25 protein-coding genes are annotated in these 25426 nt (G+C 67.7%); 8 read left to right on the forward strand and 17 right to left on the reverse strand.

Annotation, left to right across the window (positions count from 1 at the left end):
- On the forward strand, positions 1–992 hold a 992-nt coding region (locus tag KHY18_RS22290; RefSeq protein ID WP_213305111.1), incomplete at its 5' end, for an NAD-dependent succinate-semialdehyde dehydrogenase.
- Between the two features lie 18 nt (positions 993–1010).
- On the opposite strand, the gene KHY18_RS22295 is transcribed toward KHY18_RS22290, so the two are convergent.
- The gene (locus KHY18_RS22295; protein WP_213305113.1) at positions 1011–2699 is read right to left on the reverse strand and encodes a thiamine pyrophosphate-binding protein; all 1689 of its coding nucleotides are present in this window, start codon (positions 2697–2699) and stop codon (positions 1011–1013) included.
- 228 nt (positions 2700–2927) lie between these two features.
- Between KHY18_RS22295 and KHY18_RS27295 the strand changes: the two genes are divergently transcribed.
- Positions 2928–3059, forward strand: a complete 132-nt coding sequence (locus KHY18_RS27295) for a hypothetical protein (RefSeq protein WP_283771358.1) — start codon at positions 2928–2930, stop codon at positions 3057–3059.
- An 8-nt stretch (positions 3060–3067) separates the two neighbouring features.
- Positions 3068–4243 carry an alpha-hydroxy acid oxidase gene (locus tag KHY18_RS22300; RefSeq protein ID WP_213305115.1) on the forward strand — a complete coding sequence of 392 codons (1176 nt, stop codon included), beginning with the start codon at positions 3068–3070 and terminating at the stop codon, positions 4241–4243.
- Here KHY18_RS22300 and KHY18_RS22305 read toward each other — a convergent pair.
- A complete protein-coding gene (locus KHY18_RS22305) occupies positions 4213–5142 on the reverse strand; it encodes a LysR family transcriptional regulator (RefSeq protein ID WP_213305117.1) in 930 nt (309 codons plus the stop codon). The two genes, KHY18_RS22300 and KHY18_RS22305, sit on opposite strands and share 31 nt — an antisense overlap.
- A 59-nt stretch (positions 5143–5201) precedes the next feature.
- Positions 5202–6401: an MFS transporter gene (locus KHY18_RS22310; protein ID WP_213305119.1), complete on the reverse strand. Its 1200-nt coding sequence runs from the start codon at positions 6399–6401 to the stop codon at positions 5202–5204.
- 88 nt (positions 6402–6489) lie between these two features.
- On the opposite strand from KHY18_RS22310, the gene KHY18_RS22315 reads away from it, so the two are divergent.
- Entirely contained in the window at positions 6490–7062 is a 573-nt protein-coding gene (locus KHY18_RS22315; protein WP_213305121.1) for a TetR/AcrR family transcriptional regulator, read from the forward strand.
- A gap of 30 nt (positions 7063–7092) precedes the next feature.
- Here KHY18_RS22315 and KHY18_RS22320 read toward each other — a convergent pair whose 3' ends face one another.
- From KHY18_RS22320 to KHY18_RS22355, 8 genes are all read right to left on the reverse strand, one after another.
- Positions 7093–7284, reverse strand: a complete 192-nt coding sequence (locus KHY18_RS22320) for a hypothetical protein (RefSeq protein WP_213305124.1) — start codon at positions 7282–7284, stop codon at positions 7093–7095.
- On the reverse strand, positions 7281–8441 hold the full coding sequence (locus tag KHY18_RS22325; protein ID WP_213305128.1) for a PepSY-associated TM helix domain-containing protein: 1161 nt from the start codon (positions 8439–8441) through the stop codon (positions 7281–7283). Before KHY18_RS22325 ends, KHY18_RS22320 begins: the two co-directional genes overlap by 4 nt.
- An 80-nt stretch (positions 8442–8521) precedes the next feature.
- Positions 8522–10678 carry a TonB-dependent receptor gene (locus KHY18_RS22330; RefSeq protein ID WP_213305131.1) on the reverse strand — a complete coding sequence of 719 codons (2157 nt, stop codon included), beginning with the start codon at positions 10676–10678 and terminating at the stop codon, positions 8522–8524.
- Positions 10679–10733: 55 nt separating this feature from the next.
- On the reverse strand, positions 10734–13232 hold the full coding sequence (locus KHY18_RS22335) for a TonB-dependent siderophore receptor (protein ID WP_213305134.1): 2499 nt from the start codon (positions 13230–13232) through the stop codon (positions 10734–10736).
- Between the two features lie 191 nt (positions 13233–13423).
- Positions 13424–14386, reverse strand: coding sequence for a FecR domain-containing protein (locus KHY18_RS22340; RefSeq protein ID WP_213305137.1), 963 nt, complete (start codon positions 14384–14386; stop codon positions 13424–13426).
- A complete protein-coding gene (locus tag KHY18_RS22345) occupies positions 14383–14859 on the reverse strand; it encodes a sigma-70 family RNA polymerase sigma factor (protein WP_213305140.1) in 477 nt (158 codons plus the stop codon). Before KHY18_RS22345 ends, KHY18_RS22340 begins: the two co-directional genes overlap by 4 nt.
- A 207-nt stretch (positions 14860–15066) precedes the next feature.
- Complete coding sequence (rbp, locus tag KHY18_RS22350) at positions 15067–15417, reverse strand: RNA-binding regulator (protein ID WP_213305143.1); 351 nt, start codon at positions 15415–15417, stop codon at positions 15067–15069.
- A gap of 118 nt (positions 15418–15535) precedes the next feature.
- Positions 15536–15745, reverse strand: coding sequence for a hypothetical protein (locus KHY18_RS22355; protein ID WP_213305146.1), 210 nt, complete (start codon positions 15743–15745; stop codon positions 15536–15538).
- Between the two features lie 367 nt (positions 15746–16112).
- On the opposite strand from KHY18_RS22355, the gene KHY18_RS22360 reads away from it, so the two are divergent.
- Positions 16113–16643 carry a hypothetical protein gene (locus KHY18_RS22360; protein ID WP_213305149.1) on the forward strand — a complete coding sequence of 177 codons (531 nt, stop codon included), beginning with the start codon at positions 16113–16115 and terminating at the stop codon, positions 16641–16643.
- Between the two features lie 12 nt (positions 16644–16655).
- On the opposite strand, the gene KHY18_RS22365 is transcribed toward KHY18_RS22360, so the two are convergent.
- From KHY18_RS22365 to KHY18_RS22380, 4 genes are all read right to left on the reverse strand, one after another.
- Entirely contained in the window at positions 16656–17069 is a 414-nt protein-coding gene (locus tag KHY18_RS22365; RefSeq protein ID WP_249729313.1) for a DUF4174 domain-containing protein, read from the reverse strand.
- 82 nt (positions 17070–17151) lie between these two features.
- Positions 17152–17604 (reverse strand): DUF441 domain-containing protein, encoded by a 453-nt coding sequence (locus KHY18_RS22370; protein WP_213305155.1) that lies wholly within the window; start codon positions 17602–17604, stop codon positions 17152–17154.
- A gap of 99 nt (positions 17605–17703) precedes the next feature.
- Positions 17704–18738 (reverse strand): Bug family tripartite tricarboxylate transporter substrate binding protein, encoded by a 1035-nt coding sequence (locus KHY18_RS22375; RefSeq protein WP_213305158.1) that lies wholly within the window; start codon positions 18736–18738, stop codon positions 17704–17706.
- Positions 18739–18826: 88 nt separating this feature from the next.
- A complete protein-coding gene (locus KHY18_RS22380; protein WP_249729316.1) occupies positions 18827–19975 on the reverse strand; it encodes a M20 aminoacylase family protein in 1149 nt (382 codons plus the stop codon).
- A 283-nt stretch (positions 19976–20258) separates the two neighbouring features.
- Here KHY18_RS22380 and KHY18_RS22385 point away from each other — a divergent pair, with 283 nt between their 5' ends.
- Together KHY18_RS22385 and KHY18_RS22390 are read left to right on the forward strand one after the other, a co-directional pair.
- The gene (locus tag KHY18_RS22385; protein WP_249729314.1) at positions 20259–21233 is read left to right on the forward strand and encodes a LysR family transcriptional regulator; all 975 of its coding nucleotides are present in this window, start codon (positions 20259–20261) and stop codon (positions 21231–21233) included.
- A gap of 36 nt (positions 21234–21269) precedes the next feature.
- Positions 21270–21761, forward strand: a complete 492-nt coding sequence (locus KHY18_RS22390) for a DUF6882 domain-containing protein (RefSeq protein WP_213305163.1) — start codon at positions 21270–21272, stop codon at positions 21759–21761.
- A gap of 33 nt (positions 21762–21794) precedes the next feature.
- On the opposite strand, the gene KHY18_RS22395 is transcribed toward KHY18_RS22390, so the two are convergent.
- Positions 21795–23240 (reverse strand): flavin-containing monooxygenase, encoded by a 1446-nt coding sequence (locus KHY18_RS22395; RefSeq protein ID WP_213305166.1) that lies wholly within the window; start codon positions 23238–23240, stop codon positions 21795–21797.
- Positions 23237–24226, reverse strand: coding sequence for a Bug family tripartite tricarboxylate transporter substrate binding protein (locus KHY18_RS22400; RefSeq protein WP_213305169.1), 990 nt, complete (start codon positions 24224–24226; stop codon positions 23237–23239). Before KHY18_RS22400 ends, KHY18_RS22395 begins: the two co-directional genes overlap by 4 nt.
- Before the next feature lie 169 nt (positions 24227–24395).
- Here KHY18_RS22400 and KHY18_RS22405 point away from each other — a divergent pair, with 169 nt between their 5' ends.
- Positions 24396–25208 carry an IclR family transcriptional regulator gene (locus KHY18_RS22405; protein ID WP_213305172.1) on the forward strand — a complete coding sequence of 271 codons (813 nt, stop codon included), beginning with the start codon at positions 24396–24398 and terminating at the stop codon, positions 25206–25208.
- Positions 25209–25426 lie beyond the last annotated feature (218 nt).

Here is a 25426-nt window from a genome sequence, read left to right on the forward strand (position 1 = left end):
ATTTTCCCCTGGCGATGATCACGCGCAAGGTCGCTCCGGCGCTGGCCGCGGGCTGCCCGGTGGTCATCAAGCCCGCCGAGCTGACGCCGCTCACCGCCCTGGCCGCGGCGGAACTCGCCGTGCGCGCCGGCATTCCCGCGGGCGTGCTGAACGTGATCACGGCCGACAGCGCGAGCAGCATTGCCGTGGGCAAGCTGTTCTGTGCCAGCGACATCGTGCGCCACCTGAGCTTCACGGGTTCGACCGAAGTGGGCCGCATCCTGATGGCGCAAAGCGCGCCCAGCATCAAGAAGCTGGGCCTGGAGCTGGGCGGCAATGCGCCGTTCATCGTCTTCGACGACGCCGACATCGACTCCGCGGTCGATGGCGCCATGGCCAGCAAGTACCGCAACGCGGGCCAGACCTGCGTTTGCGCCAACCGGCTCTATGTGCAGGACGGCGTGTATGAGCAGTTCGTGCAGAAGTTCGCGGCCAAGGTCCAGGCCTTGAAGGTGGGCAATGGCTTCGACGAGGGCGTGGTGCAGGGCCCGCTGATCGAGCCCGCGGCCGTCGAAAAAGTGCAGCGCCATCTGGACGACGCGCTGGCCAAGGGCGGGCGCGTGGTCGCCGGCGGCGCCCGGCTCGAAGGCCAGTTCTTCCAGCCCACGGTGGTCGCCGACGCCACCGACGACATGCTGTGCGCGCGCGAGGAAACCTTCGGCCCGTTCGCGCCGGTGTTCCGTTTCACCACCGAGCAGCAGGCCATAGACGCCGCCAACAACACCGAGTTCGGTCTGGCGAGCTACTTCTACAGCCGCGACGTGGGCCGCATCTTCCGCGTCTCGGAAGCGCTGGAGTACGGCATGGTGGGCATCAATGCGGGCGTGATCGCTTCCGAGCATGTGCCGTTCGGCGGCGTCAAGCAATCGGGCCTGGGCCGCGAAGGCTCGCACCACGGCATCGATGACTACCTGGAACTGAAGTACCTGTGCCTGGGCGACATCGACCGCTGAAGCGCGGCGCCGGCGGCCTCAGTTCAGGCGCAGCGCCGGCGTGATCTGCCGCGGGTCGGTGATGAGTTCGATCAGAGAGAACCCCGCAGCCTGGCGCGCACGCGCCAGCGCGGCGGGGAAGCCTTCTGTGGTGTCGACACGCTCGGCATGCGCCGCGCCCATGGCCTGGGCCAGCGCGACATAGTCGGGCCCGACCAGGCGCGTTCCGCTGACGCGGCCCGGGTAGTGCTTTTCCTGGTGCATGCGAATGGTGCCGTACATGCCGTTGTTGACCACGATGACCACCAGCCGCGCGCCATGTTCGGCGGCCGTGGCGAGTTCCTGCGGGTACATCAGAAAACAGCCGTCGCCCGCGACGCACAGGACTTCGCGATCGGGGTGGCGCAGCGCCGCGGCCACCGCTGCGGGCACCCCATAGCCCATTGCGCCGCAGGTCGTCGCCAGTTCGGTGCGCGCGCCGCGGTATTGGTAGAAACGGTGCAGCCAGACGGAGTAATTGCCGGCGCCGTTGCTGACCAGCGCGTCGTCGGGCAGTTCAGCGCTCGCATGCGCGATCGCCGCGCCGAGATCGACGCCGCTGGCTTCGGCCACGCGCGCGGGCGGCAGGCTGAAGGCCGTGTGCGCCTGTCTTGCACCGCTGGTCCATGCGTCCCAGGCGCGGTTCGTTGGCGCCGCCAATGCGGCCAGCGCGGCGATGCTGCTGGCGCTGTCGGCCTGCAGACCGATGGCGGGCCTATAGACCCGCCCGATTTCGTTGGCATCGGGGTGGATGTGAATGAGCTTTTGCCGCGGCTCGGGCACTTCGAGCAAGGTGTAGGAATCCGTCGATACATCGCCCAGCCGCGTGCCTATGGCCAGAATCACGTCGGCGGACTTCACGGCCTCCTTGAGCGCCGCGCTCATGCCCAGGCCCAGATGGCCCACGTAGTTGGCGCTGCGGTTGTCGAGCACGTCCTGGCGCCGGAACGCACACGCGACCGGCAGATTCCAGGCCGCGACAAAGCGCTGCAGCTGCTGCGACGCCTGCGCGCTCCAGCCGCTGCCGCCGACCACCACCAGCGGCTGGCGCGCGCCCTGCAAGGCCTGGGCGATGCGCTCCAGCGCGGCGCTCGACGGCGGCACGGGCTCCAAGGCGCAGGACGCAAACGCCTGCTTGTCGGTCCGCTCGACCAGCATGTCTTCGGGCAGCGACACCACGACCGGGCCGGGGCGGCCCGAGACCGCGGTGTGGAAGGCGCGCGCCACGATCTCGGCCATGCGCGCGGCGTCGGTGACTTCGACCACCCATTTGGCCAGGCCGCCGAACATGGCCTGGTAGTCGACTTCCTGGAACGCGTCGCGGCCCACCTGGCTGCGCGCGATCTGGCCGACGAACAGAATCATCGGCGTCGAATCCTGCTGGGCGATGTGCACGCCTATGCTGGCATGGGTCGCGCCCGGGCCGCGCGTCACCATGCAGATGCCGGGGCGCCCGGTCATCTTGCCGTCGGCCTCGGCCATGTTGGCCGCACCGCCTTCATGCTTGGTCACCACCAATTGAATGCTGTCCTGCGCATCGTGCAGCGCGTCCAGCACGGCCAGATAGCTTTCGCCCGGCACGCAGAAGACGCGGTCCACGCCATGCAGGCGCAAGGAATCGACCAGCACCTGCCCTGCGGTGCGCGAGGCGGTGGAAACAGCGGTCCGGGAGGGGGTGTCTTCAAGCATTGGCATGTCCTGTGATGGCGGGGCGCGATGCACGCCCGAATTGGCGCAAAGTTTAGAAGCCCGGCCGCGCGCGCGCACCGCCATTTCCGCAGGGCAGTCATGCCGAAATTGCGTTGCCCCGCAGTGCCGGGTTTTCCTAGCATGTCCCCTGAATGCACGCGCTCCAGGCCGTGACGTTCAACGCCGATCGTTGGCCTTCGCCACGGCGCAAAAAAAGGAGACATGAACATGAGCAAAACCATTGCGGGTCTACGCGCCCTCATGCTGCAGGCGGGCCCGCAGGCGCTGCGCACGCTGCAGCGGCGCGAAGTCAGAAAATGGGCTGAAGTGGCGCGCAAGGCCCACGTCAAACTGGACTGATACCTTTCATGAGCGCACTCAGGAACATTCACGCATTGGCCGATTTCGAGGCGCTGGCACGCCGCAAGCTGCCGCGCCAGCTGTTCAGCTATATCAACAATGGCGCGGACGACGAAGCCTCGCTGCACGCCAACCGCGCGGCGTTCGAGCGCTATGCGTTCGTGCCGCGCATGCTCGAAGGCGTGGCCAAGCGCTCGCAGCAGATCGAGCTGTTCGGCCGCAGCTACCAGTCGCCGTTCGGCATCTCTCCGGTCGGTCTCTCGGCCATGTGGTGCTATCGCGGCGATCTGGTGCTGGCCCAGGCCGCGCAGGAGATGGGCATTCCCGCGGTGATGAGCGGCGCATCGCTGATTCCCATGGAAACCGTGGCCGCGGCCGCGCCCGACACCTGGTTCCAGGCCTATATGCCGGGCGAGCCGGCGCGCGTCGAGGCGCTGATCCACCGCATCGCGAACGCCGGCTTCAAGACGCTGGTGGTGACGGTCGATCTGCCCGTGCAGGTCAACCCCGAACGCTACGCCAAGAACGGCTTCAGCACGCCCTTGCGCCCCAGCCTGCGCCTGGCCTGGGACGGCATCAGCCATCCGCGCTGGCTGGCCGGCACGTTTCTCAAGACGCTGGCCCACCATGGCATGCCGCACTTCGAGAACTGGCGGGCCGAACGCGGCGCGCCTATCCTGGCGGCGCGCGCCGAGCGCGACTTCCAGGCGCGCGACCACCTCGACTGGACCCACCTGGGCGTGATGCGCGAGCTGTGGAAAGGGCCGCTGGTGGTCAAGGGCATTCTGCGCTGGCAGGACGCGGTCAAGGCCCAGAACCTGGGCGTCGACGGCATCATCGTCTCCAACCATGGCGGGCGCCAGATGGACGGCGCGATTTCGCCGCTGCGCGTGCTGCCCGAAATCGTGCAGGCCGCGCCCAGGCTCACGGTGATGATGGACAGCGGCATACGCCGCGGCAGCGATGTGCTCAAGGCGCTGTCGCTGGGCGCGCGCTGCGTGTTCAACGGCCGCTCGTTCAACTATGCGGCGACCGCCGCGGGCCCCGAGGGCGTGCGCCATGCGATCGGCATTCTGCGCAGCGAAGTGCAGCGCAACATGGCCTTGCTGGGCATCAACCGGCTCGACGAACTCGATGCTTCACTGGTGCGCGATCAGGTCAGCTGGTCCACCCCGGGCCAGTGACCCTGCTTCACCAGACTGGCAACCACCTGGCGCAGGACCTGCGTGGTATCCCATAGCCCGCTCGCGGCGGGCCGGTTCATTGCGGTGGCGATGGCGACGGTGCGCACGGCCTCGGCGCCTGCCAGGCGCACGGCCTGCAGCTGGCCGCGTTCCACCTCTTCCTGCACCGCGGCCAGCGGCAGCAGCGTGCAGCCGTGGCCCGCGGCCACAAGGCGGCGCGTCATGAAGGTCGAGCCGTCGCACTCCATCGCCACCTGCAGCCGCTTGCCACGGCGCTGGGCCCACATTTCGGCCAGGCCGCGCAGACCGTGCTGGGTGGTAGGCAACACCAGCGGCAGGTCCAGCAGATCGTCGATCGGCAAGGGGTCCGCGGGCCGCCGGCAGCCCGGCGGCAAGATGCAGCACAGCGGCTCCTGCAGCAAAAGATCATGGTCGACGATGCGCGACTGGGTGGGCACGTAAAGCAGGGCGATGTCGATCTTGCCCTCCTGCAGCCAATCGACAAGCTGGTGGCCCATGCCTTCGACGAAGCGGATGCGCGCGCGCGGAAAACGGGCCTTGAGCGCATGGCCCAGTGCACCGAACGTCACCTGGGCGATGGTGGGCATGGCCGCGACGACGATCTGCGACGGCCCGTCGGCCGCCAGGTCGGCCGCGACGCGGCGCGTGTGCTGCAGCGCATCGACCACCTTGCGCGCTTCCGTCAGCAGCAGCGCGCCCGCATCCGTGGGCACCATGCCGCGGCCGCTGCGGTGGAACAGCTTCACGCCGGCCTCCTCCTCCAGGCGGCCGATGTGGCGCGTCAGCGTCGACGGCTCCATGCCCAGCACGGACGCCGCGCGGGAGATGCTGCCGCTCTGGGCAACGATGTGAAAGTATTCGAGCGCTCCAAGGTCCATGCGCTGAATATACCGGGGCGGGCAGCACGCCCTTCCTCTGGGCCTGGCACCAGAGGCCGCTATTTCACCCCGCAGCAGGCGACCGCCGGCATTTGCCGCGCCCGGCCCAGCGCGCCGAACAGCGCGACCAAGGCCAACAGCATCACCAGCGCGCCATAGATCTGCGATGTGGCGACCAGGCCGAAGTGCGTCACCGCCGCGCCCGCGGCCAGCGCGGGCAGGCTGAAGGCGCAATAGCTCAGCACCAGAAAGGCCGCCATCAGCGAGGCGCGCTGCTCGGGCAGGGCCGCGGCCATCACGGTGCGCAACGCGGCCAGGAAACCGACGCCAAAGCCCAGGCCCGCGACCACGATGCCAAGAAAGAAGGCCAGGGCCGATGCCGTGGCGATGGACGCCAGCACCAGGCCCACGCCCGCGGCCAGCGCCGCCGAGCCCAGGCGCATCAGCGCCGGCGCGCTGCGCGCGCGCAGCAGCAGCGAGCCGACCGCGCCGCTGACCGTCAATGCGGCCAGCATCAGGCCGCCGACCACGGGGCCGTGCCAGCCCGTGACTTCGCGTGCCAGCGTGGGGCCCAGCGACAGCAGGTAGCCGCCCAGTGCCCAGACCGCGATATCGATAGGCATGACGCGCAGGAAATCGCGCCGCGCAGCGGGCGCCACCGCGAGCCTGGGCCGCAGCGAGCGCAGCACGCCGGGCCTGGCGCTCACGGTCTCGGGCAGGCGCCAGGCCAGCCAGCCCTGAACCAGCAGCACCACGAGCAAGATCACATAGACCAGCCGCAGGGGCGCCGGCGCATACGTTGCCAGCAGGCTGCTGGCAAGGGCCCCCGCGCCCAGGCCGAACAGCGGCGCCGTGCTGTTGATCAGCGGCGCGCGCTGCCGGTCCAGGTCGGCGATGCCTGCCCCGAGCACGCTCAAGGCCGCGCCGGTCGCGGCGCCCTGCACCAGTCTGGCGGCGACCAGCATGCCGACCGAGTCGGCGCAGAGAAACATGACGATGGACACCAGCTCCACGGCGATCGCGCCCAGCACCACGGGCCGCCGGCCCAGGTGATCGGACAGCGGAGCCAGCGTCAGCAGCGCGGCCAGCAGGCTGAACACGTAGACAGCGAACACCGCCGTGAGCGTGGCCGGCGAGAACCCCCATTCGGCGCGGTAGAGCGCATACAGCGGCGAAGGCACGCTGGACGCGGCCATGAACGCAAAAATCAGCGAAGCCTGGAGGCGCAAGGCAGAGGGCAAGGACAGGGGGAGCGCCATGGCGATTCCTTAAAGCAAATATTGAGCTTTTGCGATTATGCGCTTGCACGGAGCGTTAACGCAATTTATTTGCTTTAAAATTTGGGGCATGACGACAAAACCCGCAACCCGTACCGGCGGACGCAGCGCGCGCGTGCAATCCGCCATACACGACGCCACACGCGATCTGCTCGAAGAGATGGGGCGCGGCGCGCTGACCGTGCCCATGATTGCCGTGCGCGCGGGAGTCACTCCGTCGACGATCTATAGGCGCTGGGGTGATCTGTCGGCCCTGCTGTCGGACGTCGCGGCGCAGCGCCTGCGCCCCGACAGCCCGGCGCCCGACACCGGCAGTTTTCGCGCCGACCTGCTGGCCTGGTCTGAGCAATTTGTCGAGGAAATGGCGTCCGAGCCCGGCCTGGCGCTGGTGCGCGATGTGGTCTGCGGCGGCTACAAGATCGACGGCGTGGCGCCCTGCCTGGTCTTCACCGCGGGCCAGATCACCGACATGGTGGAACGCGCAGGCCAGCGCGGCGAACCGGTGCCGTCGGTCGAATATGTGGTGGACCGCGTGGCCGCGCCCATCGCCTACCGTCTGCTGATGGGCGCGTACACCGACGTAGACGCGGCCTATGCGCGCCGGCTGGCGCTGGCCTGCCTGGCCGACTGGCGGCAGCCGTAGCAGGCCGCGCCTGCGGTCAGGCGCTGGCGTTCAGCGCGAACGCACAAAGCAGAACCACAGCCCCACGGCCGTGACAATGCTCAGGCAGATGCCGGACAGCAGGTCGCCAAACCCGCCGTCGCTGAACAAGGCGGAGATCAGGCCTATGCTGGTCAGCACGCCCAGCGCGATCGGCCAGGCCCAGAGGGCCATGAAACGGTTTTTGCTGCGCGCGGACTTCATGGCGTGGCCTCCTGAGGCGTGGTTTTGCCCGCCAGCTTCCTGTCGACAGGCTGGGCCGCGGCCCGGCCTTTCTTGAGCCACAGGTACAGGCCCGTGCCCAGAACGAAGATGCTGGCGATGTCCAGCAGCGCCCAGATGATCTGCATCACGCGCCCGCCGTAGTCGCCGAAGTGCAGCGGCTGCGAGACCAGCAGCGCCGTGAGGTACCAGGGAATCTGCGGCGCGGCCGTGACGGCCGAGGTCTTGGCATCGACCAGCACGGGGCGCAGCAGCTTGGAAGTCAGCGGCTCATCGCCGCGCAGGAAGACGGTGTTGTGGTGCGGGCTGGAATAGCTGGTGCCGGGGAAGGCAATGAACGACAGCTTGGAGCCGGGCACCTGCTGCATGGCCGCGTCCAGCGACTGCTGCACCGGCGCACGCTCGGCCAGCGCCACGGTGGGCTGGCCCTGGTAAGGAGCGAGCACGCTGCTGAGCTGGTCATGCTGCCAATATTTGATCACCAGGTCGGCCCAGGTGTTGATCATGCCCGTGGCGCCGACGACGAACAGCCAGACCAGGGTCACGATGCCCAGCAGATTGTGCAGGTCCAGCCATTTCACGCGCGCCGTGCGCTCGCGGCGCACGGTGCCGAATTCGAGCTTGCGCATGAAGGGCGCGTAGAGCACCACGCCGCTGACGATGGCGACCAGCAGCAGCAAGCCCATGAAGCCCAGGAACAGCTTGCCCGGCAGGCCGGCGAACAGGTCCACGTGCAGCCTGAACATGACCCACATGAAGCCTTCGTCGAAGCGCAGCTGCGGGGCCAGCAGCTCGGTGGTGCGCGCATCGACGATCACCGTGCGGAAGTCGTCGGTGTTGGCCGGCGTGTGCGTCATGGTGACGTACCAGATGTCGTCGGTGTCGTCGGACTTGGAGACGAACTGCACGATCCGATCGGGATGCTGGGCGCGCGCCAGCTCCAGCACCTTGTCCAGGCTCGCATGCGGCGTGTCCTTGGGCATGGCCGGGGCTTCGACTTCGGTGCCCAGCAGGTGGCCGATCTCGTGGTGGAAGATCAGCGGCAGGCCGGTCAGGCACAGCAGCAGCATGAATAGGGTGCAGATGAGACTGCTCCATTTGTGCACCCAGGCCCAGATCTTGATGGTGTGGCTTTGCATTGGCTTCGTTGCGTTGGATGAAAAGTCAAAGGCAGCGCCCAGGCCTTGCGGCCTTGGCGCTGCCCTGCGGGCTCAACAGATCAGAAGTCGATCTGTGCCGACAGCATCAGCGTGCGCGGAGCGCCAACGGTTGCGTAGCTGGGGTTGGTGCTGGTCACCCAGTACGCCTTGTCGGCCACGTTTTCCAGGCTCGCGCGCAGCACCACGGGCTGGTTGCTGATCTTGGTGCGGTAGCGCGCGCCAATGTCCATGCGCGTCCAGTTGGGCATGCGCAGCTGGTTGGCCGGGTCGAAGTACATGGCCGCGGTGTGGATCACGCGGCCGTTGAGGCTCAGGCCGCTAACCCATGGGGTGTCCCAGTCCAGGCCCACGTTGAAGGTGCGCTTGGGCACGCCGTTGGCATCGTTGCCCTGGTTGGCGGCATTGTTGGTGCGCGTCAGCTTGGCATCGAGGAAGGCCGCGCTGGCCATCAGGCGCAGGCCGCGTTGCAGTTCGCCGTAGGTGGTCAGTTCCAGGCCGCGGTTGCGCTGCTCGCCGCCGAAGCTGTAGACCTGGTTCTCGGTGACGCTGGAGGGCTGGGTGATCTGGAACAGCGCGGCCTGGGTCATCAGCATGCCCCAGTCCTTCTTCACGCCGATTTCGATCTGCTTGGTCTTTTGCGGCGCGAACACCTGGCCTTCGTTGAGCGTGCCCACGCCGGCAATGCCACCGGCCTGCAGGCCGGCCGTGTAGTTGGTGTAGACCGACGTGTCACGCGAGGCCTTGAAGACCAGGCCGGCGAGCGGCGTGATGGCGCTGGCCTTGTAGGCGGTCGAACCGTTGACGCTCTTCTGGTTGATCGTCTGGTCGCGCAGGCCCAGCGTCAGCAGCACGCGGTTGTCCGCGAACGCCATGGTGTCGGCAATCGCCACGCTCTGCTGCGTCAGGTCGGCGGTCTTGCTGGGCGCCAGGCGCGGCGTCGTGATCGCGGGCAGCGGCGAGGGGTTGTAGAGGTTGGATGGCGTCGAGCCGGTGCTGGTGTAGAAGTAGCCGGTCTCGCGCGCCATGTGATTGGCGGACAGCACCAGCGTGTGGCCCACGCTGCCGGTCTTGAAGTGCGTGCGCAGGCCGACATCGGCCGAGGTGGTCTTGTTGTACTCGTCGTAGAGGCCGTTGGAGACGCTGAAGTTGCCTTGCGAATCGGGCTCCGTGCCCCAGGCGCCGGGGAAATGCTGGAACGTCTTGGAGTTGGTGTAGCCGACGCCGCCGTAGACAGTGGTGCTGTCGCTCAGGTCGTACTCCAGGCGCGAGATCACGGTCTTGGCCTTGTCGGTCAGCTCCGTGCCGGGGTAGAAGTTCAGGCGCGGGTCCGGCACGGCGGGCACGCTGGTGATGCCGCTGCGAAAGCCCACTTGCGGGCGGAATTCGGCCGTCTTGCCGTCGGTGGCCAGTGCGTCCAGCGACCAGCGCAGCTTGTCACCGGCAAAGTCCAGGCCGAGCGAGCCCAGGCCCAGGCGCTGGCGGCCGCCGTCGATGTTGCCTTCGCCATTGCGCCACACGCCGTTGGCGCGCACGCCCCACTGGTTGTCGGTGCCGAAGCGTCGGCCCACGTCGAGGTGGGTGCCGAACTGGGACTGGCCCATGTAGGTGCCGGTCACACGCGTCAGCGGCTCGTCGCCCGCGCGCTTGGTCACCAGGTTGATGTTGCCGCCCACGCTGCCGTTGGGGCCCACGCCGTTGGTCAGCGAGCCCGGGCCCTTGAGCACTTCGACGCGTTCGATCATTTCCAGCGGCACGCGCGTGGAAGGCACGAGGCCGTACAGGCCGTTGAGCGACACGTCGCGCATGCCCACGGCGAAGCCGCGAATCTGGAAGTCTTCACCATAGCCGCCGCGCGCCTGCAGCGTGCGCACGGACGCGTCGCTCATCACCACGTCGGAGATGTTCAGCGCCTGCTGGTTCTCGATCAGCGCCGCGGTGTAGTTGGTGGTGCTGAAGGGTACGTCCATCAGGTCGGTGCGGCCCAGGATGCCCAGGTCGCCGCCGCGCGCCAGCTGGCCGCCCGAATAGGTTTTCTGCAGGCCGCCGATGGCCGCGGCCTGGTCGGTCACCACCACTTCCTGCAGCGACTTGGTCGCGGTCTGGGCGGCCACGCCCAGGGAAGCCATGGCCAGGCCGGTGCCCAGGCATTGCGCCATCAGGCGGGCGAGAGGTTTGGCGGCAAAGCGTCGGGAATCGGAGTAAGAACGATTTTTCATTACATTCACGTCAGAGGTTATGGAAAGGGAAAAGGAGCGGCGCCTGCGCCAGGCGTCAGAAGTTCGCGCGCAGCGTCAGCGTGAGGTTGCGCGGGTCGCCGTAGTAGTTGTTGAAGTAACGGCTGTTGGGCGAGAACTTGGCGTAATAGACCTTGTCGAACAGGTTGTTGGCGTTGAGCTGCAGCGACAGCGTGGAATTGATGCGGTAGGCCAGCAGCGCATCAAAAAGCGCATAACCACCCTGGCGGGTGGTTAGGTTGTCGACGCTGGCATAGGTGTTGCTCTGCAGCCTTACCCCTGCCCCCACGGTCCAGCCGGGCCAGGGGCCGGCGAGCTTGTGGCTGGCAAACAGGCGCAAGGCGTGCCGGGGGTCGGCCGAGCGCAGCGGCTGGCCGACCAGCGCGGCTTCGGCATCGCGCAGGTAACGGGTGTGGGTGTTGGTATAGCTGGCCATCAGCTGCCAGCCCGGCGCGGGTTCGCCCGACAGCTCGACTTCCCAGCCGCGGCTGCGGCTCTTGCCGCCGGCCAGATAGCAGCGGCCCGCGAGGTAGTACGGCAGACAGGGCATGGGCGAGGCCGTGTCTTCCATGGCACCGCCTACGTATTGGATGTGGAAGGCCGACAGCGTGCCCTGCAGCCGGCCGTCGAGGAAGTCGCCCTTGAATCCGGCTTCCAGATCCTGGCCGCGTATGGGTGCCAGCAGGTTGCCGTCCGATTGTTTCTTGTTCTGCGAACTGAAGATCTTGCTGTAGCTCGCGTAGGCGCTGATGTGGTCCGACAGTTCATGGATCAGGCCGGCGTAAGGCGTGAGCTCATGGCGCACGCCGTAGCCGCTGCCCGGTGTCGCGGGCTCGTGGTAGTCCCACCAGCTCAGGCGCGCGCCGACCACGGCCGTGAGCGCGTCGCTGAGCGACAGCCGCGCGCGCGCGAAGCCGCCATGCTGGTGCACATGCGAGGTGGGCGCCGAATAGGGGTTGCCGTTGCCCGCGCTGTAGACCGGTTCGGGGTAGCTGGTGTAGGGGTTCCAGCTGCGGATGTCGACGCCGCGCAGCGGGCTCACGTCCCAGTAGCCGGACGTGCCGATGGCGCGCACGCGCTGCAGATCGACGCCCAGCGCCAGTTCATGCTGGCGGCCCAGCAGCGCGAACGGGCCGGTCGCCTGCAGGCTCAACGCGCTCTGGCTGCTGGCTTCGCCGTCGTAGATCGAGGTGTTGACGTCGGCGAGGTAGGGATTGGTGTCGCTGGCGCTGGTGAACGAAGTCTGCTTGAAGCCGTCGGAGCGAAAGTAGGTGCGCGCGGCCTGGGCCTTGAGCTTCCAGCCGTTGTCCAGGCCGTGGTCCAGCTCGACGAAGAGCTGCCGGTTGCTGCGGTTCCAGGCGTTCCAGGTCGTTCCCAGATAGGTGTTGCGCGGCAGGTCGAGCTGGCTGCCGTCCAGCGCCGCGGGCAGTCCGCCCCAGGAGCCGGTCGCGCCCAGCGACGTATGCTGCACGCTGGCGGTGAGCCGCGTCGCGGGTGCGAGGTCGGCCTCGATCACCGCATAAATGCTTTGGCGATCCTCGTGGCGCGCGGTCTGGAACGAGGCCTTGTCATCGCTCAGGGCCACCAGGCGCGCGCGCAGCGTGCCCGCGGCGTTGACAGGGCCCGACAGGTCGGCTTCGAGCCGCTGCCGATTCCACGAGCCCAGCGTCAGTGCCGCCGCGCCCTGGAACGCCGGCGTGGGGCGCTTGCGCACCATGTTCACCACCGCGGACGGATTGCCCGCGCCGCGCAGAAGGCCCGAAGCGCCGCGCAGCACTTCGACGCGGTCAAGCATGGCGGTGTCGGGCTGGATGAAGGTCGCGGCCGAAGTGACCTGGTTGATGCCCAGCCCATCGACCTGCAGCGAATCGATCTGGTAGCCGCGCGCGTAGTAGTTGATGCGCTCGCTGTCGATGTAGTCGACGGTCACGCCCGTGGTGTTTCTCAGCACCGCGTGCAGGTCGGGCAAGGCCTGGTCGTCGAGCCACTGGCGCGTGAGCACGGTCACGGGCTGGGGAATGTCGCGCACCAGCTGCTGGCCGATATTGGCCGTGACCCGACCGGCCGCATAGCTGCCCGAGCTTTCGGTGGTGGCGTCGATCTGGGCCTTGGCGCTGACGATGACATTGTCCAGCTGGCTGGTCTGCAGCGGCTGCAGCGGCTGCAGGCGCAAGGTATAGACGCCGCTGGACTCGCGCTGGGCCTGCAGGTCGGTGCCTGCGAGCAGCCGGGCGAAACCGTCTTGCACCGAGTAGCGGCCCTGAAGACCGGGCGAGCGGCGCGCGCCGATCTGCGCGGCATCGAACGACAGCGCGACGCCGGCCTGATTGGCATATTGCGCAATCACCTGGGCCAGCGGGCCCGCGGCAATCGCAAAGCTGCGCAGCTCGGTGCGCGCTTCGCGCACCGGCTGCAGCGCAGCGGCGCCCACCGGCGCGACCAGCAGCAGCCAGCCCGCGGCCGCAATCCAGCCGAGCACGCCAGGCGCACGCCTGCGCCGGACGGCGGCGCGGCGGCCGTCCTGGGGCAGTGGCATGGAAAGGCGTGGCATGGTGGCGAAGAAAAGTGGCTTGGTTTCCTCGTATGCCGAACGAGGCCGGCCAATCCTGCAACGGTGACTGCAGTTTTTTTCCGGCGCGGCGCTTATTTCCCGGTCGTTTAACGCATCAACCCCATAGCCGGATTGAACTGATTGCTATGGTTTTATTTTTTCTTCCAGGCAGCGAATCAGGCCGCGCCACTGGCTTCCACGCGCACCCAGTAGCGCGTGCGGCTGCGCAGCTGCAGCGCAAAACGGCTGACCAGCGCGGCCAGCGCGCGGTCGGTGTCATCGACCGGGAAGGCGCCGGAGACTTTCAAATGCGCCACTTCAGGCGCGCATCCCAGGTAGCCGGGCCGGTAGCGCGACAGCGCGGCGATCAGATCGCCCAGCGCAATGTCCACCGCCACCAGGCCGCCGTCATGCCAGCTCGCGGCAAAGGGATCGGCCGTGGCGGGCGCCTGCGCCGCAGCGGCGCTGAACCAGGCCTGCTCGCCTGCCGCCAGCTCCTGCGGCTCGCCGGCCGCGGGCAGCAGGCGCACCGCGTGCTCCTCGACCTGCACATGGCTGCGGCCGGCGTCGTCCAGGCGCACCATGAAGCGCGTTCCCAGGGCCAGCACCCTGCCCTGCGGAGTCTGGACGCTGAAAGGGCGGCCCAGGGCATCGGAGGCGGTGGCAATCAGGACGCGCCCGCGCAGCAGCCGCACCAGTCGTTCACGGTCATTGAATTCCAGGTCCACGGCACTGGCGGTATCGAGTGCCAGCAGCGAGCCGTCGGGCAGCGTGATGTCGCGGCGCTCGCCCGTGCCGGTGCTGTGCGCGGCCTGCCACTCCTGCCACGGCAGGCCTTGCCAGCCCATCCAGGCCGTGGTGCCCGCCCCCAGGCCCACGGCCAGGTCGCGCAGCACATTGCGCCGGGTGCCATGGGGGCGCGCGCCCAACGTCTTGCTGGCCAGCGCGGGCGGCAGGAAAGCGAGCTGCGCATGCACGGCTTGAACGCGCTGCCAGGCGCGCTGGTGGGCCGGGTCGGCGCCATGCCAGTCTTCCCAGTCCTGGCGCGCGTTGGCCGCGGCCGCGGTGTCGCGCAGGCGCACATGCCAGGTGACGGCTTCGTGCAGGGCCCGGCGCTCGGCGTCGTCGGCCGGCTTCATGCCAGGGCCAGGCAGCAATGTTCCATGGCCCGCGTCAGGTAGTTGCTCACCGTGCGCAGCGAAATGCCCAGGCGCTGGGCGATCTCGGGGTAGCTCAGCTCCTCGAACTGCGCGAGCACAAAGGCTTCGCGCACCTTGGGCGGCAGGCCTTGCAGCATGCGGTCCACGGCCAGCAGCGTCTGCTGGACGATGAGCTGCTCTTCGGACGACGGCGCCAATGCCTGCGGCAGCGTGGCGAGGTAGTCCAGATAGTCTCTTTCCAGCGAGCGGCGGCGAAACAGGTCGGCGGTCAGGCCGCGCGCAATGGTGGCCAGATAACGGCGCGGGTCCAGGATTTCCTCCTGCGGCACGGGCGCGCGCAGCAGGCGCACAAAGGTGTCCTGTGCGAGGTCGGCCGCATCTTCGCGGTTGCTCAGACGCTTGCGAAGAAGGCTTTGCAGCCAGGGATGGTGGTCTTGGTAGAAGCTATGCACAGCATGGGCGTGGCATGCGCAAGGCCACGAAGCGAGATGACTTTAATAGTGAGAATCACTCGCAATTATCTGGCGATTGCTCCAAGTGTGGTTTTTCGTACTCAGTTTTGTTGCGTTCTTGCGACGCGCACGGCCCCACGCCGCCGGTCGCAAACGAAAAAAAACCGGCCCACAAGGAGCCGGTTTTTCAGCGGGCATGTACCCAGATCAGTAACGACCGCCGCCGTAGCCGCCGTTGCCGTAGCCCACATCCGAGCGGCCAGCGGCGCTGAAACCATTGGCGCTGTATCCACCCGAACCACCACCGGATTCCCGCGGACGCGCCAGGTTCACGACAATGGCGCGGCCATCGACGGACATGCCGTTCAGACCGGTGATCGCGGCCTGGGCGACTTCGGCCGAGACCATTTCCACAAAGCCGAAGCCTTTGGAGCGGCCGGTTTCACGGTCCATCATGACCTTGGCCGAAGAAACGCCGCCGAACTCGGCGAAGTTGCTTTCCAGGCTGGAATCGGTCACGGAATAAGGAAGGTTGCCCACGTAGATTTTGACGCTCATGGTTGGAGTCTTTCTGAATGAAGGTGCGCAACGAAGGTCGCGCCGTTGTTGGAAGGGCGTGCGGCTTGGGAGTCCGCAGCAACTGACACGGGTGGATGGAATCTGCGGCAGCAGTCCATCAGCATGTGGGCGGGTGCTGCATGCACGTTTGCAGCCAGCCCTGGGTGACCGCGAACACTTTTGCGGCCTCCCGCGAAGCAAAGGTCTTGTCGAACCGGAAGACGCGGCAATAGCTGCCGTTGCTTTGGGAACGATGGACCGAGAAGGACGCGCGAAAGCGGCCACAGTCGGTCGGGTGTGTCGCGGGCGAAACGACGTACTTGCCCATGGAAATGCCGATTTTTGGAATTTAGTTCATTCGCAATCGCAGGCTTGAACCAAGCTGCGCAAGCCTACTGGAAACTCGGGTGGCTGCAGCTCTACAGATCATCCGGGCGACAAAGGTCGCAAAACTGGGCCTGCAAGGCGCAGATGGCGGCCTCGACAGGCGTCGCGACAAGCCAGGACGTGAACGCCGTGGCTGCGACAGAAGTCTATTATATCGCCTAAAAGCATTTAATACCAAATCAATATTATTTTTGGTTTTAAACAATGGGCGCCACCCAACTCCAGGTCTTGCCAGGTGCCCGATAATCGCGCCGTGCAACAAGGCCCGATCCTGGCGTTTGGATCGGGCTGATTTTTTGGATCAAGACATGACGAGCATCACTGAGGACCTGCGCTTCGTAGGCATCGACAACGAAGGCTATGCGCAGGCGGTGGCCACGGCCAGAAGCTTCCAATTCGGCGACGACGAATCCGGCTTCGCGTTCACGGGCAAGGCCACCTTGATGTTCCAGCGCGAAGCCCAGGAATGGGAGCACGGCGCGTTCAGCAGCACGGTGCTCATCACCTTCATCGACCCGATCAAGGGCGCGCCCGACGCCGAGGATGCCCAGGACGAGGATTTCCTGCGCGCCGTCAGCGACCGCGTGAGCTTTCTGCACATTCCAGCGGAGTGCGAGGCAATGCAGGTCGATGACGTCTGGGGCGTCGACTGCGAATTCCTGATGTTCGCCATGCCCCACCCCCAGGACGAAAACGCCAGCGCCTGGCTGCTGATTCCCGGGCCGGACCAGCGCGTGGTCTCGTCGCGCCACACGGTGCAGGACTACCAGATGGCGGAAATCAAGCGCGCGGCCGCCGAGCTGGGCCTGGACGGATCGGAAGCGCCCAAGGCGCAGTGAGTCGGCAGCGGCTCAACGCGGCTGGCGCATCGGCATGCGGTCGACTTCGGCAAACACTTGCTGCAGGTCGACAGCCAGACCTTCGCGCATCTTCACACCGCCATCCTTACCGACAAGGATGAAGGTCGACGGCCCGCGTGCATCCAGCTGCAGCGCTTTGAGCAGTGCCGCGGTCTGCGCAGCACTCAGCGCCTGGTCGTTGCGCCGGCCTTCGCCAGCCACCACCGTATAAAGCACCATTTCGCGCTCGCGAAACGCTTCGCGCGCGGAGGTCTCGCCCAGGGCTGCGCGCACCTTGGTCAGCAGCGCGTCTGCTTCCTGCGGCACCACCACCACCACCGGCCGCGTCTGCCAGCGCTCGGCTTGCAACGGGTTGGTGTCGGCGAACACGGCGCTGGCCGGCAAGGCCAGTGACAGGACGAGCATTGCACGACGTAAAAAGTGGGTGTTCATGCGCACAGTATGGAAGCGCCCGACAGGCGGGGCATGGCGCATGCCCCCAAGCTTCTTACGACTTGCCTATCAGCAGCGACAGCAGCCCGGCCGCGATCAGCGGCCCGACCGGCACGCCCCGGAAGAACGCCACGCCCAGGATGGTTCCCACCATCAGCCCGGCGACCACGCCGGGCTGGGCCGCCATCAGCGTGACGCCGCGCCCGCCCAGCCAGGCGACAAAGATGCCGACGGCGATGGCCGCAGCGGACTTCCAGTGCGTGAAGGATTTCAACAGGTCCATCGCCGGAATCTTGCCGCTGGCAATCGGCACCATCACCGCCACCATCAACAGAAAGATGCCGATGTTGAGCCCGTGTTTCTGCAGCCAGGGGAAATACAGCGCAAGCGGCGAGATGCGCACGATGATCAGCACCACCATGGCGGCCGCCACGGTGTAGTTGCCGGCGAACATGCTGAGCCCGGCAAGTGCCAGCAGGATCAGGACAATGGGCTCGAAAATGGACATGGCAAGACCGGCAGCATGCAGGTCATTCAGTGGAAACCCTTATTTTCGCATCTCCGCCGGCGCTCAATCGGCTTCCATGCCCCTGTTCGAGCGCCGCTATCAGTCTTTCATCTTCGCGAAATCGACCAGCTTGGCGTACTGCGCCATGTCATCGCGCATCACGGTGGCCAGGTCGGCCTTGGGGCCGGGCAGCACCATGCCAGCGTCTTCGAGGCGGCGGCGCACCGTGGGGTCCTGCAGCGCGGCCTTGAGGCCCTGGCTCAGTTGCTGGGTCAGGGCCGGGGGCAGATTGCGCGGCGCGGCCATGGCGAACCAGCCGACCAGGTCATAGCCCTTGAGCAGCGCATGCTCGCCCAGCGCGGGCACGTTGGGCAGGGACGGCAGGCGCGCGGCGCTGCTGATGGCCAGCGGCACCAGGCGGCCGCTCTGGATGAACGGCAAGGCGGCCGCGGGCGACAGTATGGCGAAGTCGAGCGTGCCGCCGGCCAGGTCGCTGGTCAGCGCGGCCGTGCCGCGGTAGGGAATATGTGCCAGGAAAATGCCCGCGCGCTGCTTGATCAGCTCGCCCGCGAAGTGCAGCGTCGAGCCCACGCCCGAGCTGCCGTAGCTGTACTTGCCGGGGTTGCGCTTGGTGACTTCGATGAACTCGGCCAGCGTCTTGACGCCTGTCTTGGGGCCGGCCATCAGCAGCACGGGCGCGGTGGCGATCAGGCCTATGGGCGTCAGGTCCTTGGCGGGATCGTACTTCTGCGTGGGGTTCACGAGGCCGGTGGCCGCCATCTCGTTGCTCGAGCCCACGAGCAGCGTGTAGCCGTCGGCCGGGCTGGACACCACGCGCTGCGCGGCGATCGCACCCGCGGCGCCGCCCTGGTTGTCGACGACCAGCGTCGCGCCCAGCTTGGGGCCCAGCGCATCGCCGACGATGCGCGCGGCCTGGTCCACCGAGCCGCCCGGCGGGAAGCCGACGACGATCTTGACCGGCTTGGTGGGCCAGGCGGCCGGGCCCTGGGCCAGGGCGAAAGGCGCATGGCCGCCCAGGGCGGCGGCGGCAGCGGCCACGGCGAGCTGCAAGGCGCCCCGGCGCGTGGGCAGCGCGGCGAAGGAGGAGGTCAGGCGAGGGGTGGACGTGCGCATGGTGGTGGGGAGTGGGATGGCAGGGAGGGGGAACGGAAAGGGAGCGCGCGGACCAGGCCAAGCAGGGAACGTGCCGCGCGTGTGGAAATCAGGCTTGCGCCGCCGCGAGGAAGCGCTCGGTCAGCTTGACCCAGTAGGTGGACGCGAGCGGCAGGCAGGCGTCGTTGAAGTCGTAGCCGGGGTTGTGCACCATGCAGCCGCCGCTGCCATGCGTGTCGCCCACGCCGTTGCCGACGATCAGGTAGCTGCCGGGGCACTGCTCCAGCATGAACGAGAAGTCTTCGCTGCCCGTGAGCGGCTGCAGGTCGGGCATCAGCCCTTCCTCGCCCAGCCAGTCGAGCGCGACCTGGCGCGCGAAGTCGGTGCTGGCCACGTCGTTGACCAGCGCGGGATAGCGCCAGTGGTAGTCGACTTCGGCCTGCACGCCCAGCGTCACGGCCTGGGCCTGGACCAGGGCCGTGATGCGCTCGCGCAGCATGGCGCGGATCGCGGGGCGGTAGGCGCGCACCGTCAGGCGCATCAGCACGCTGCCGGGAATGACGTTGGGCGCGTCGCCGCCGTGGATCGCGCCCACGGAGATCACGGCCATCTCGCGCGGATCGACATTGCGCGAGACGATGGTCTGCAGTGCCAGCACGATGTGCGCGGCCGCGACCACGGGATCGGCCGCGAGGTGCGGCGCCGAGCCATGGCCGCCCTGGCCCTTGACGGTGATGGTGACCGAATCGGACGAGGCCATGAACGGCCCGCCCAGGAAACCGAAGGTGCCCACCGGGTGGCCGGGCATGTTGTGCAGCGCGAAGATGGCGTCGCAGGGAAACTGCTCGAACAGGCCGTCTTCGATCATCTTGCGGCCGCCGCCCAGGCCTTCCTCGGCGGGCTGGAAGATCAGGTGCAGCGTGCCGTCGAAGCTGCGTTCGGTCGCCAGATGGCGCGCCGCGGCCAGCAGGATGGCCGTGTGGCCGTCGTGGCCGCAGGCGTGCATCTTGCCCGCGTGGGTGCTGGCGTAGGGCAGGCCGGTTTCCTCGTGGATGGGAAGCGCGTCCATGTCGGCGCGCAGGCCCAGCACGCGCGAGCTGCTGCCCAGGCGCAGCGTGCCCACCACGCCCGTGCCGCCCAGGCCGCGGTGCACGGCATAGCCCCACTCGGCCAGGCGCGCGGCGACCAGGTTGGCGGTGGCGAATTCCTCGAACGCCAGCTCGGGGTGGGCGTGGATATGCTGGCGCAGGGCCACCATCTCCTGCTCGATGGCGCGAATGCCGGGCAGCACCGGGTCGGCGCCGCAGGCGTGGGCATGGGCGGGGTGCTGTTCGTTGTCTCGTTCGATGACCTGGTTCATGGCGGTTCTTTATGGCGTGGCGAAATGGAAGGCTGAAAGCGGCGTTCCGGTACGTGGCCAAAGTCTAGAAACCGCGCCCGCCCGGCGGCAGACAGGGATTGCCTTGCACCGCATGGCAGCGCCTGTCTTGCTGCTGTCATTTGTTTATGCGTGGGTCGTTCGCTGACTCATAATCGGCGCCATGAAATTGCACCAAATGCGCTATATCGCCGCGGTGGCGGCGCACGGCAGCATTCGCGCGGCGGCGCGTTCCCTGGGCGTGACCCAGGCCGCCGTGACCCAGGGCATGCGCGAGCTCGAGGCCGACTGCCAGATCGCGCTGTTCACGCGCCACAGCAGCGGCATAGGCCTCACGCCCGCGGGGCGCGATCTGGTGCAGCACGCCCAGCGCATCCTGGAGCAGATGCACCAGGCCGAGCAGGACCTGGCGCGCCACCGCGATGCGGGCGCGCCGCAGCGCCTGTCGATAGGCATCACGCCCTGGGTCGCGCAGACGCTGCTGGCGCGCGTGCTGCCGCCGTTCTGCGCGGAGATGCCGCATGTGCAGCTGGAGCTGTTCGACGGCATCTCGGCGCTGTCCTATCCCAAGCTGCACGAAGGCAGTCTCGATCTGATGATAGGCCGCATCGCCGCGCCCGAAGAGATGCAGGGCCTGCACTCCACGCCGCTGTTCACCTACGAGGCCACGGTGATGGCGCGCGCCGGCCACCCGCGCGCGGGCGCCACGTCGATCCATGAACTGCTGGACGAAGATTGGGTGCTCAACTTCGGCCCGGGCGGCGAAAAGGAGCTGATGGAGCAGTTGTTCACCCAGCATGGCGCGGCCGTGCCGCGGCATCACATCCACCTGGCGCAGTCGGCCTCGCTGATGCTGACGCTGGTGCAAAAGACCGACATGCTCACGTTCTGCCCCTGGCCGCTGGCCGAGACCGCGTCGCTGCGCGGCAGCATGGTGGCGCTGCAGCTGCGCGAACAGTTCGCGCCGCGCACCGTGGGCATCATCCGCCGCAGCAACCAGACGCCCTCGCTCGCCGCCCAGCGCTTTCTGGCGCATTTCGCCGAGCAGGTGCGCGCCAGCGTGCATTCGGACGATGCCGAATTGCGCCGTCTTTTCTATTCAGTGGAGCTGGCGCCGGGCGTGGACACCGGGTCTTGAATGACAATGGCGGCCGGAAAAATGAATGGATCTGGAATGAGTACAGCGCAACAACCCACCGACTGGAACGCCTGGAGCCGCGAGGCCGTCGAAACCATGGTGGCCGGCAATGCCCGATGGCAACGTGACTTCGGCCTCGAGGGCTCGCCCAAATACCACTGGGACCTGGACACCGCGACCTTGACGCTCGAGGGCGCACTGGGCCCGGTGCTGGCGACGGTCTGCCTGGTGGGCACCAGCAGCGACAGCGAAGGCAACTTTCTCTGGAGCTGGGCCAACGAAGCCGTGCCCCGCCAGCATGCCCAGGCGCTCGAAGTGGTGCATGAGTTCGGCCGCGAGAACCAGTTGGCCTTGCTGACCACGGCACGCATCCAGGGCGGGCGCCCCGAAGCGATGGAGTGCCTGTGCATCGCGGGCCGCCTGCAGCGCGCCATGGGCACGTTCATCGACAAGCGAGGCGATGTGACGCTGTATTTCACCGTACTGCACCTGCGCGTCGAGCCCGCGAAAGACGAATTGCTGCATTGAGGCCGGGGCCCGGTTTCCCGGACCCGCCAGGCTTCAGTTTTCGGCGGCAGCAGCGGACCGCGCCGTCCAGACACGGTCGGCGTATTCGCTGCCATCGAGATCATCGGCCGCGATGCGCTGCAGATGCGCAAGCTGCCACTGCCGGTCGGCGACAAACAGATCGCGGCCTATGGCCGACACCAGCCGCGGCACGTTGTGCTTGAGGCTGCCGGTGTCGCCCACGGGCCGGCCATGGCTGGCCATCGCGGGTGCACCCAAACAATGGATGTCGGCCAGCCAGGGCGCGCTGCCCGGCTGCGCTGCGGTGAAGCCAAAACCCGCATCGAGATACGGATGGCGGCCCAGCTCCTCGTCGGGCGAGCCCCAATCGGACTGGTAGCGCGCGCCCCAGGTCGCGATCTGCGGCGCGATGCGCGCGAGTTCGGGCCGCGCGGCCAGATCCACCGCATAGCCCGTGCCCAGCACCAGATGGTCGAAGACAAAACGGCCGTCGGAGGAATCCACCACGATGCCCGCGCCTTGCTGGCGCAGGGCATTCCAGCGGCTGCCCAGATGCAGATGGAAGTGCTCGAACGCCGCCGCGCGCAGCACCGCGTGGCGCGGCGGCGCGCCGCCGCTTTCGCGGTAGGTGCGCATCAGCTGCCAGCGGTCGGCGTCGGGCAGCGCATGAAAGAACTCGAAGGCGCCCACATGCGAGAACGTCTTCATGCGGCTGGTGCGCGCCAGATCGGGCCGGCGCGCGAACAGGTGCACTTCGGCCGCGCCCTGCTCCAGCGCCGTCGACGCCGCGTCGAATGCCGAGGCGCCCGCGCCCAGCACGGCGACGCGCTTGCCGGCCAGATCGGGCAGGGGCTGGTGGGTATGCGAATACAGCGCGGGCGCGAGCGCCTGGCGCACCTGATCGGGAATGCGCGGCGTGCCGCAGCCGTTGACGCCGGTGGAGAGCACCAGCTTGCGCGTGACTTCGGTGACGATCTGTCCGTCGGGTGCGCGCAGCGTGAGCTGCAGGCCCCGGCCGGGCAAGGGCGTGATGTCCAGCAGCCGCGTGTCGTTGCGCACCGCGGCGCCGCTGGCTTGGCGGAACCAGCGCAGATAGTCGGCCCAGGCCAGGCGCGGAATGCGCTCCAGCGCGGCATAGGCCGCGGCGCCCTGCGTGGCTTCGAACCAGGCCTCGAAACTCAGCGCGGCTATGCCCGACTCGGGGCCGGTCAGCTCCTTGGCCGTGCGCAGCGTGGGCATGCGCGCCACCGTCGCCCATACGCCTTCGCTGCCCGCGCTCGCCTGGTCGATGGTCGAGATGCGGCCTATGCCCGCGCGCCGCAAGGCCAGGCCTATGGCCAGGCCGCTTTGCCCGCCGCCAACGATGACCACGTCATGGTCGGTGCCCTCGCGCGGCGCCACCCAGTCCGCGGGCGCGTCGCGCAGCAGCTGCAGGGCGCGGCGCACTTCGCCGGCCAGCGATTGTTCAGCGGCACTCATGAGCGGATCTGCGCGGCTTCGATCACGCGGTTGTTCAAGCCGATCTCGGACTTGATCAGATCGCTGATCTGCTGCTGCTTGAGCGGCAGGATTTCCACGCCCAGGCCCTGCAGTTCCTTGATCACCGCGGGCTTGGACGCGACTTCGGCATAGGCCTTGACCAGGGCCTCGATCACGGGCTTGGGCGTATTGCGCGGCACGGCCGCGAGGAAGAAGTTGGTGGCCTCCCACTTGGGAACGCCGGCCTCGTCGATGCTGGGCACGCCCGGCAGATCGGGCGCCGAACGCGCGCCGCTGTACGCCAGTCCGCGCAAGCGGCCGTCACGCACATACTGGCCGGCCAGCGGGTCGAGCACCAGCTGCACATGGCCCGCAATCGCGTCGTTGACGGCCAGCGCCGAGCCGCGATAAGGCACATGCACGATGTCGATGCCGGTGCGCTGGCGCAGGTACTCGCCCGCGATATGGCCGCCCGTGCCATTGCCCGCGGTGCCGTAGTTGATCTTGCCGGGATTGGCGCGCGCGTAGGCGATCAGTTCGGGCAGGGTGCGCGCCGGCACCGACGGGTGGACCGCGAAGACAAAGCGCACATGGCCCAGAAAGCCCACGGGAATCAGATCGTTGACCGGGTCGTAGGGCGCACCTATCACCTGCGGCGCCGATGTCAGATTGCCGCTGGACGCATTGAGCACGGTATAGCCATCGGGCGTGACCTGCACCACCGCATTGGTGCCCACCGTTCCACCCGCGCCGCCGCGGTTGTCGACGATCACCGGCTGGCCCAGCACCGCCGCCAGCTCGCGCCCCGTGACGCGCGCCACCAGGTCGTTGGTGCCGCCGGGCGGGTAGGGGCTGACCAGGTGCAGCGCGCGCTGGGGATAGCCTGGCGTGGGGTTGGCCGCATGCGTCAGCGGCGGCAGCGCCGAAAGAGACAGTGAGCCTGCGCCGGCCAGCAGCAGGCGGCGACGGGAAAGGGAGGAAGTCATTGCAGCTCGAAAAAAGTGGAAGTTATTTCCCATTTTTAGAAGCCGCGGGCGATTCTCGCAACGACCGATTCCGCATATATTCATGCGGGATGTGTTGCCTGCCCATGGCCGATAATTTCGCCTCTGGCGCCACATTCCCGGCGCGCGCGCCCTTCCCTCTTCATCGTTCATGCCACCTCGTCGCCAGCCCGACCCCTCCCCTTCTGTCCAGGATTCCAGCGCATTGGCGCGCGGTTTGGCGATTCTCGACTGCCTGCTGCACGCCGCCCGGCCGCTGACGCTGGTCGAAGTCGCCGAAGCCACGCAGTTGCCGTCGAGCACGGCCCACCGGCAATTGCTGCTGCTGGAACAGCTGGGCCGCACCTACCGCGACGCGACCGGCCGGCATTGCGCCGGCGCGCCCACGCTGGCGCCGCTGCCGCTGGACCATCCGCTGAACCTGTTGCGGCGCGACGCCACCGATGTGCTGCGCCAGTTGCAAAGCCAGTTCTCGGCGACCGCGGTGCTGACCGTCTTTCTCGGCAGCCAGCGCCTGGTGGTCGAAGCCATCACGGGCCGGCATGCGATCGCGCCCTATATCGGCACCCAGGTGCATGCGCCGCTGCACTGCTCGGTGTCGGGCAAGCTGCTGCTGAGCACGCTCGCGCCCGAGGCGCGCGAACAACTGCTGGGCGCCGCACCCTATGCGGCACGCACGGCGGCCACCATCACCAGCCGCAAGGCGCTGTTCACCCAGCTCGATCGCATCGCCAGGGAGGGCCTGGCCGTCAATCTCGAAGAGAACGTCGAAGGCATTTCCGCCCAAGGCGTGAGCGTGTCTACCGCCACGGGCCACGCCATAGGCGCGCTGACGCTCACCGGGCCCAGCGCCATGTTCTCCGAAGCCCAGCGCGCACTGATGGCACCCGTGCTCACGCGCCATGCCAATCTGCTGGGGGCGTCGCTATCGGCGCATGCGGTGGCGCGGTTGTTGGCGGCGTAAGCGGGCCTCAGCCTCCGTTCGTCCTCTTCGTTTTTTCGCCCCTCACGCCGTTCGCCCTGAGCCTGCCTGGCCGGCCGCGTCGAAGGATGAACGGCCTGCGCTCAAAGCATGAGGACAGGCCGTTCATGGTGCGACGCGCCCGGCCAGGGAAGCTCACCACGAACGGGTTTTACTGTTCGCCCTCTTCGTTTTTTCGCCTCCCCCCGTTCGCCCTGAGC

Origin of the sequence: Acidovorax sp. CCYZU-2555, from assembly GCF_018413525.1 — a bacterium.
Classification (GTDB): domain Bacteria; phylum Pseudomonadota; class Gammaproteobacteria; order Burkholderiales; family Burkholderiaceae_C; genus Comamonas.

Excerpts from the sequence above, each read along its gene's own strand:
- KHY18_RS22340 (WP_213305137.1), bottom strand. The coding sequence starts at position 14,386 with ATGAAGCCGGCCGACGACGCCGAGCGCCGGGCCCTGCACGAAGCCGTC.
- KHY18_RS22315 (WP_213305121.1), top strand. The coding sequence starts at position 6,490 with ATGACGACAAAACCCGCAACCCGTACCGGCGGACGCAGCGCGCGCGTG.
- KHY18_RS22405 (WP_213305172.1), top strand. The coding sequence starts at position 24,396 with ATGCCACCTCGTCGCCAGCCCGACCCCTCCCCTTCTGTCCAGGATTCC.
- KHY18_RS22335 (WP_213305134.1), bottom strand. The coding sequence starts at position 13,232 with ATGCCACTGCCCCAGGACGGCCGCCGCGCCGCCGTCCGGCGCAGGCGT.
- KHY18_RS22365 (WP_249729313.1), bottom strand. The coding sequence starts at position 17,069 with ATGCTCGTCCTGTCACTGGCCTTGCCGGCCAGCGCCGTGTTCGCCGAC.
- KHY18_RS22355 (WP_213305146.1), bottom strand. The coding sequence starts at position 15,745 with ATGGGCAAGTACGTCGTTTCGCCCGCGACACACCCGACCGACTGTGGC.
- KHY18_RS27295 (WP_283771358.1), top strand. The coding sequence starts at position 2,928 with ATGAGCAAAACCATTGCGGGTCTACGCGCCCTCATGCTGCAGGCGGGC.
- KHY18_RS22370 (WP_213305155.1), bottom strand. The coding sequence starts at position 17,604 with ATGTCCATTTTCGAGCCCATTGTCCTGATCCTGCTGGCACTTGCCGGG.
- KHY18_RS22380 (WP_249729316.1), bottom strand. The coding sequence starts at position 19,975 with ATGGTGGCCCTGCGCCAGCATATCCACGCCCACCCCGAGCTGGCGTTC.
- KHY18_RS22375 (WP_213305158.1), bottom strand. The coding sequence starts at position 18,738 with ATGCGCACGTCCACCCCTCGCCTGACCTCCTCCTTCGCCGCGCTGCCC.
- KHY18_RS22295 (WP_213305113.1), bottom strand. The coding sequence starts at position 2,699 with ATGCTTGAAGACACCCCCTCCCGGACCGCTGTTTCCACCGCCTCGCGC.
- KHY18_RS22330 (WP_213305131.1), bottom strand. The coding sequence starts at position 10,678 with ATGAAAAATCGTTCTTACTCCGATTCCCGACGCTTTGCCGCCAAACCT.
- KHY18_RS22325 (WP_213305128.1), bottom strand. The coding sequence starts at position 8,441 with ATGCAAAGCCACACCATCAAGATCTGGGCCTGGGTGCACAAATGGAGC.
- KHY18_RS22320 (WP_213305124.1), bottom strand. The coding sequence starts at position 7,284 with ATGAAGTCCGCGCGCAGCAAAAACCGTTTCATGGCCCTCTGGGCCTGG.
- KHY18_RS22385 (WP_249729314.1), top strand. The coding sequence starts at position 20,259 with ATGAAATTGCACCAAATGCGCTATATCGCCGCGGTGGCGGCGCACGGC.
- KHY18_RS22310 (WP_213305119.1), bottom strand. The coding sequence starts at position 6,401 with ATGGCGCTCCCCCTGTCCTTGCCCTCTGCCTTGCGCCTCCAGGCTTCG.
- KHY18_RS22300 (WP_213305115.1), top strand. The coding sequence starts at position 3,068 with ATGAGCGCACTCAGGAACATTCACGCATTGGCCGATTTCGAGGCGCTG.
- KHY18_RS22305 (WP_213305117.1), bottom strand. The coding sequence starts at position 5,142 with ATGGACCTTGGAGCGCTCGAATACTTTCACATCGTTGCCCAGAGCGGC.
- KHY18_RS22360 (WP_213305149.1), top strand. The coding sequence starts at position 16,113 with ATGACGAGCATCACTGAGGACCTGCGCTTCGTAGGCATCGACAACGAA.
- KHY18_RS22390 (WP_213305163.1), top strand. The coding sequence starts at position 21,270 with ATGAGTACAGCGCAACAACCCACCGACTGGAACGCCTGGAGCCGCGAG.
- KHY18_RS22395 (WP_213305166.1), bottom strand. The coding sequence starts at position 23,240 with ATGAGTGCCGCTGAACAATCGCTGGCCGGCGAAGTGCGCCGCGCCCTG.
- rbp (WP_213305143.1), bottom strand. The coding sequence starts at position 15,417 with ATGAGCGTCAAAATCTACGTGGGCAACCTTCCTTATTCCGTGACCGAT.
- KHY18_RS22400 (WP_213305169.1), bottom strand. The coding sequence starts at position 24,226 with ATGACTTCCTCCCTTTCCCGTCGCCGCCTGCTGCTGGCCGGCGCAGGC.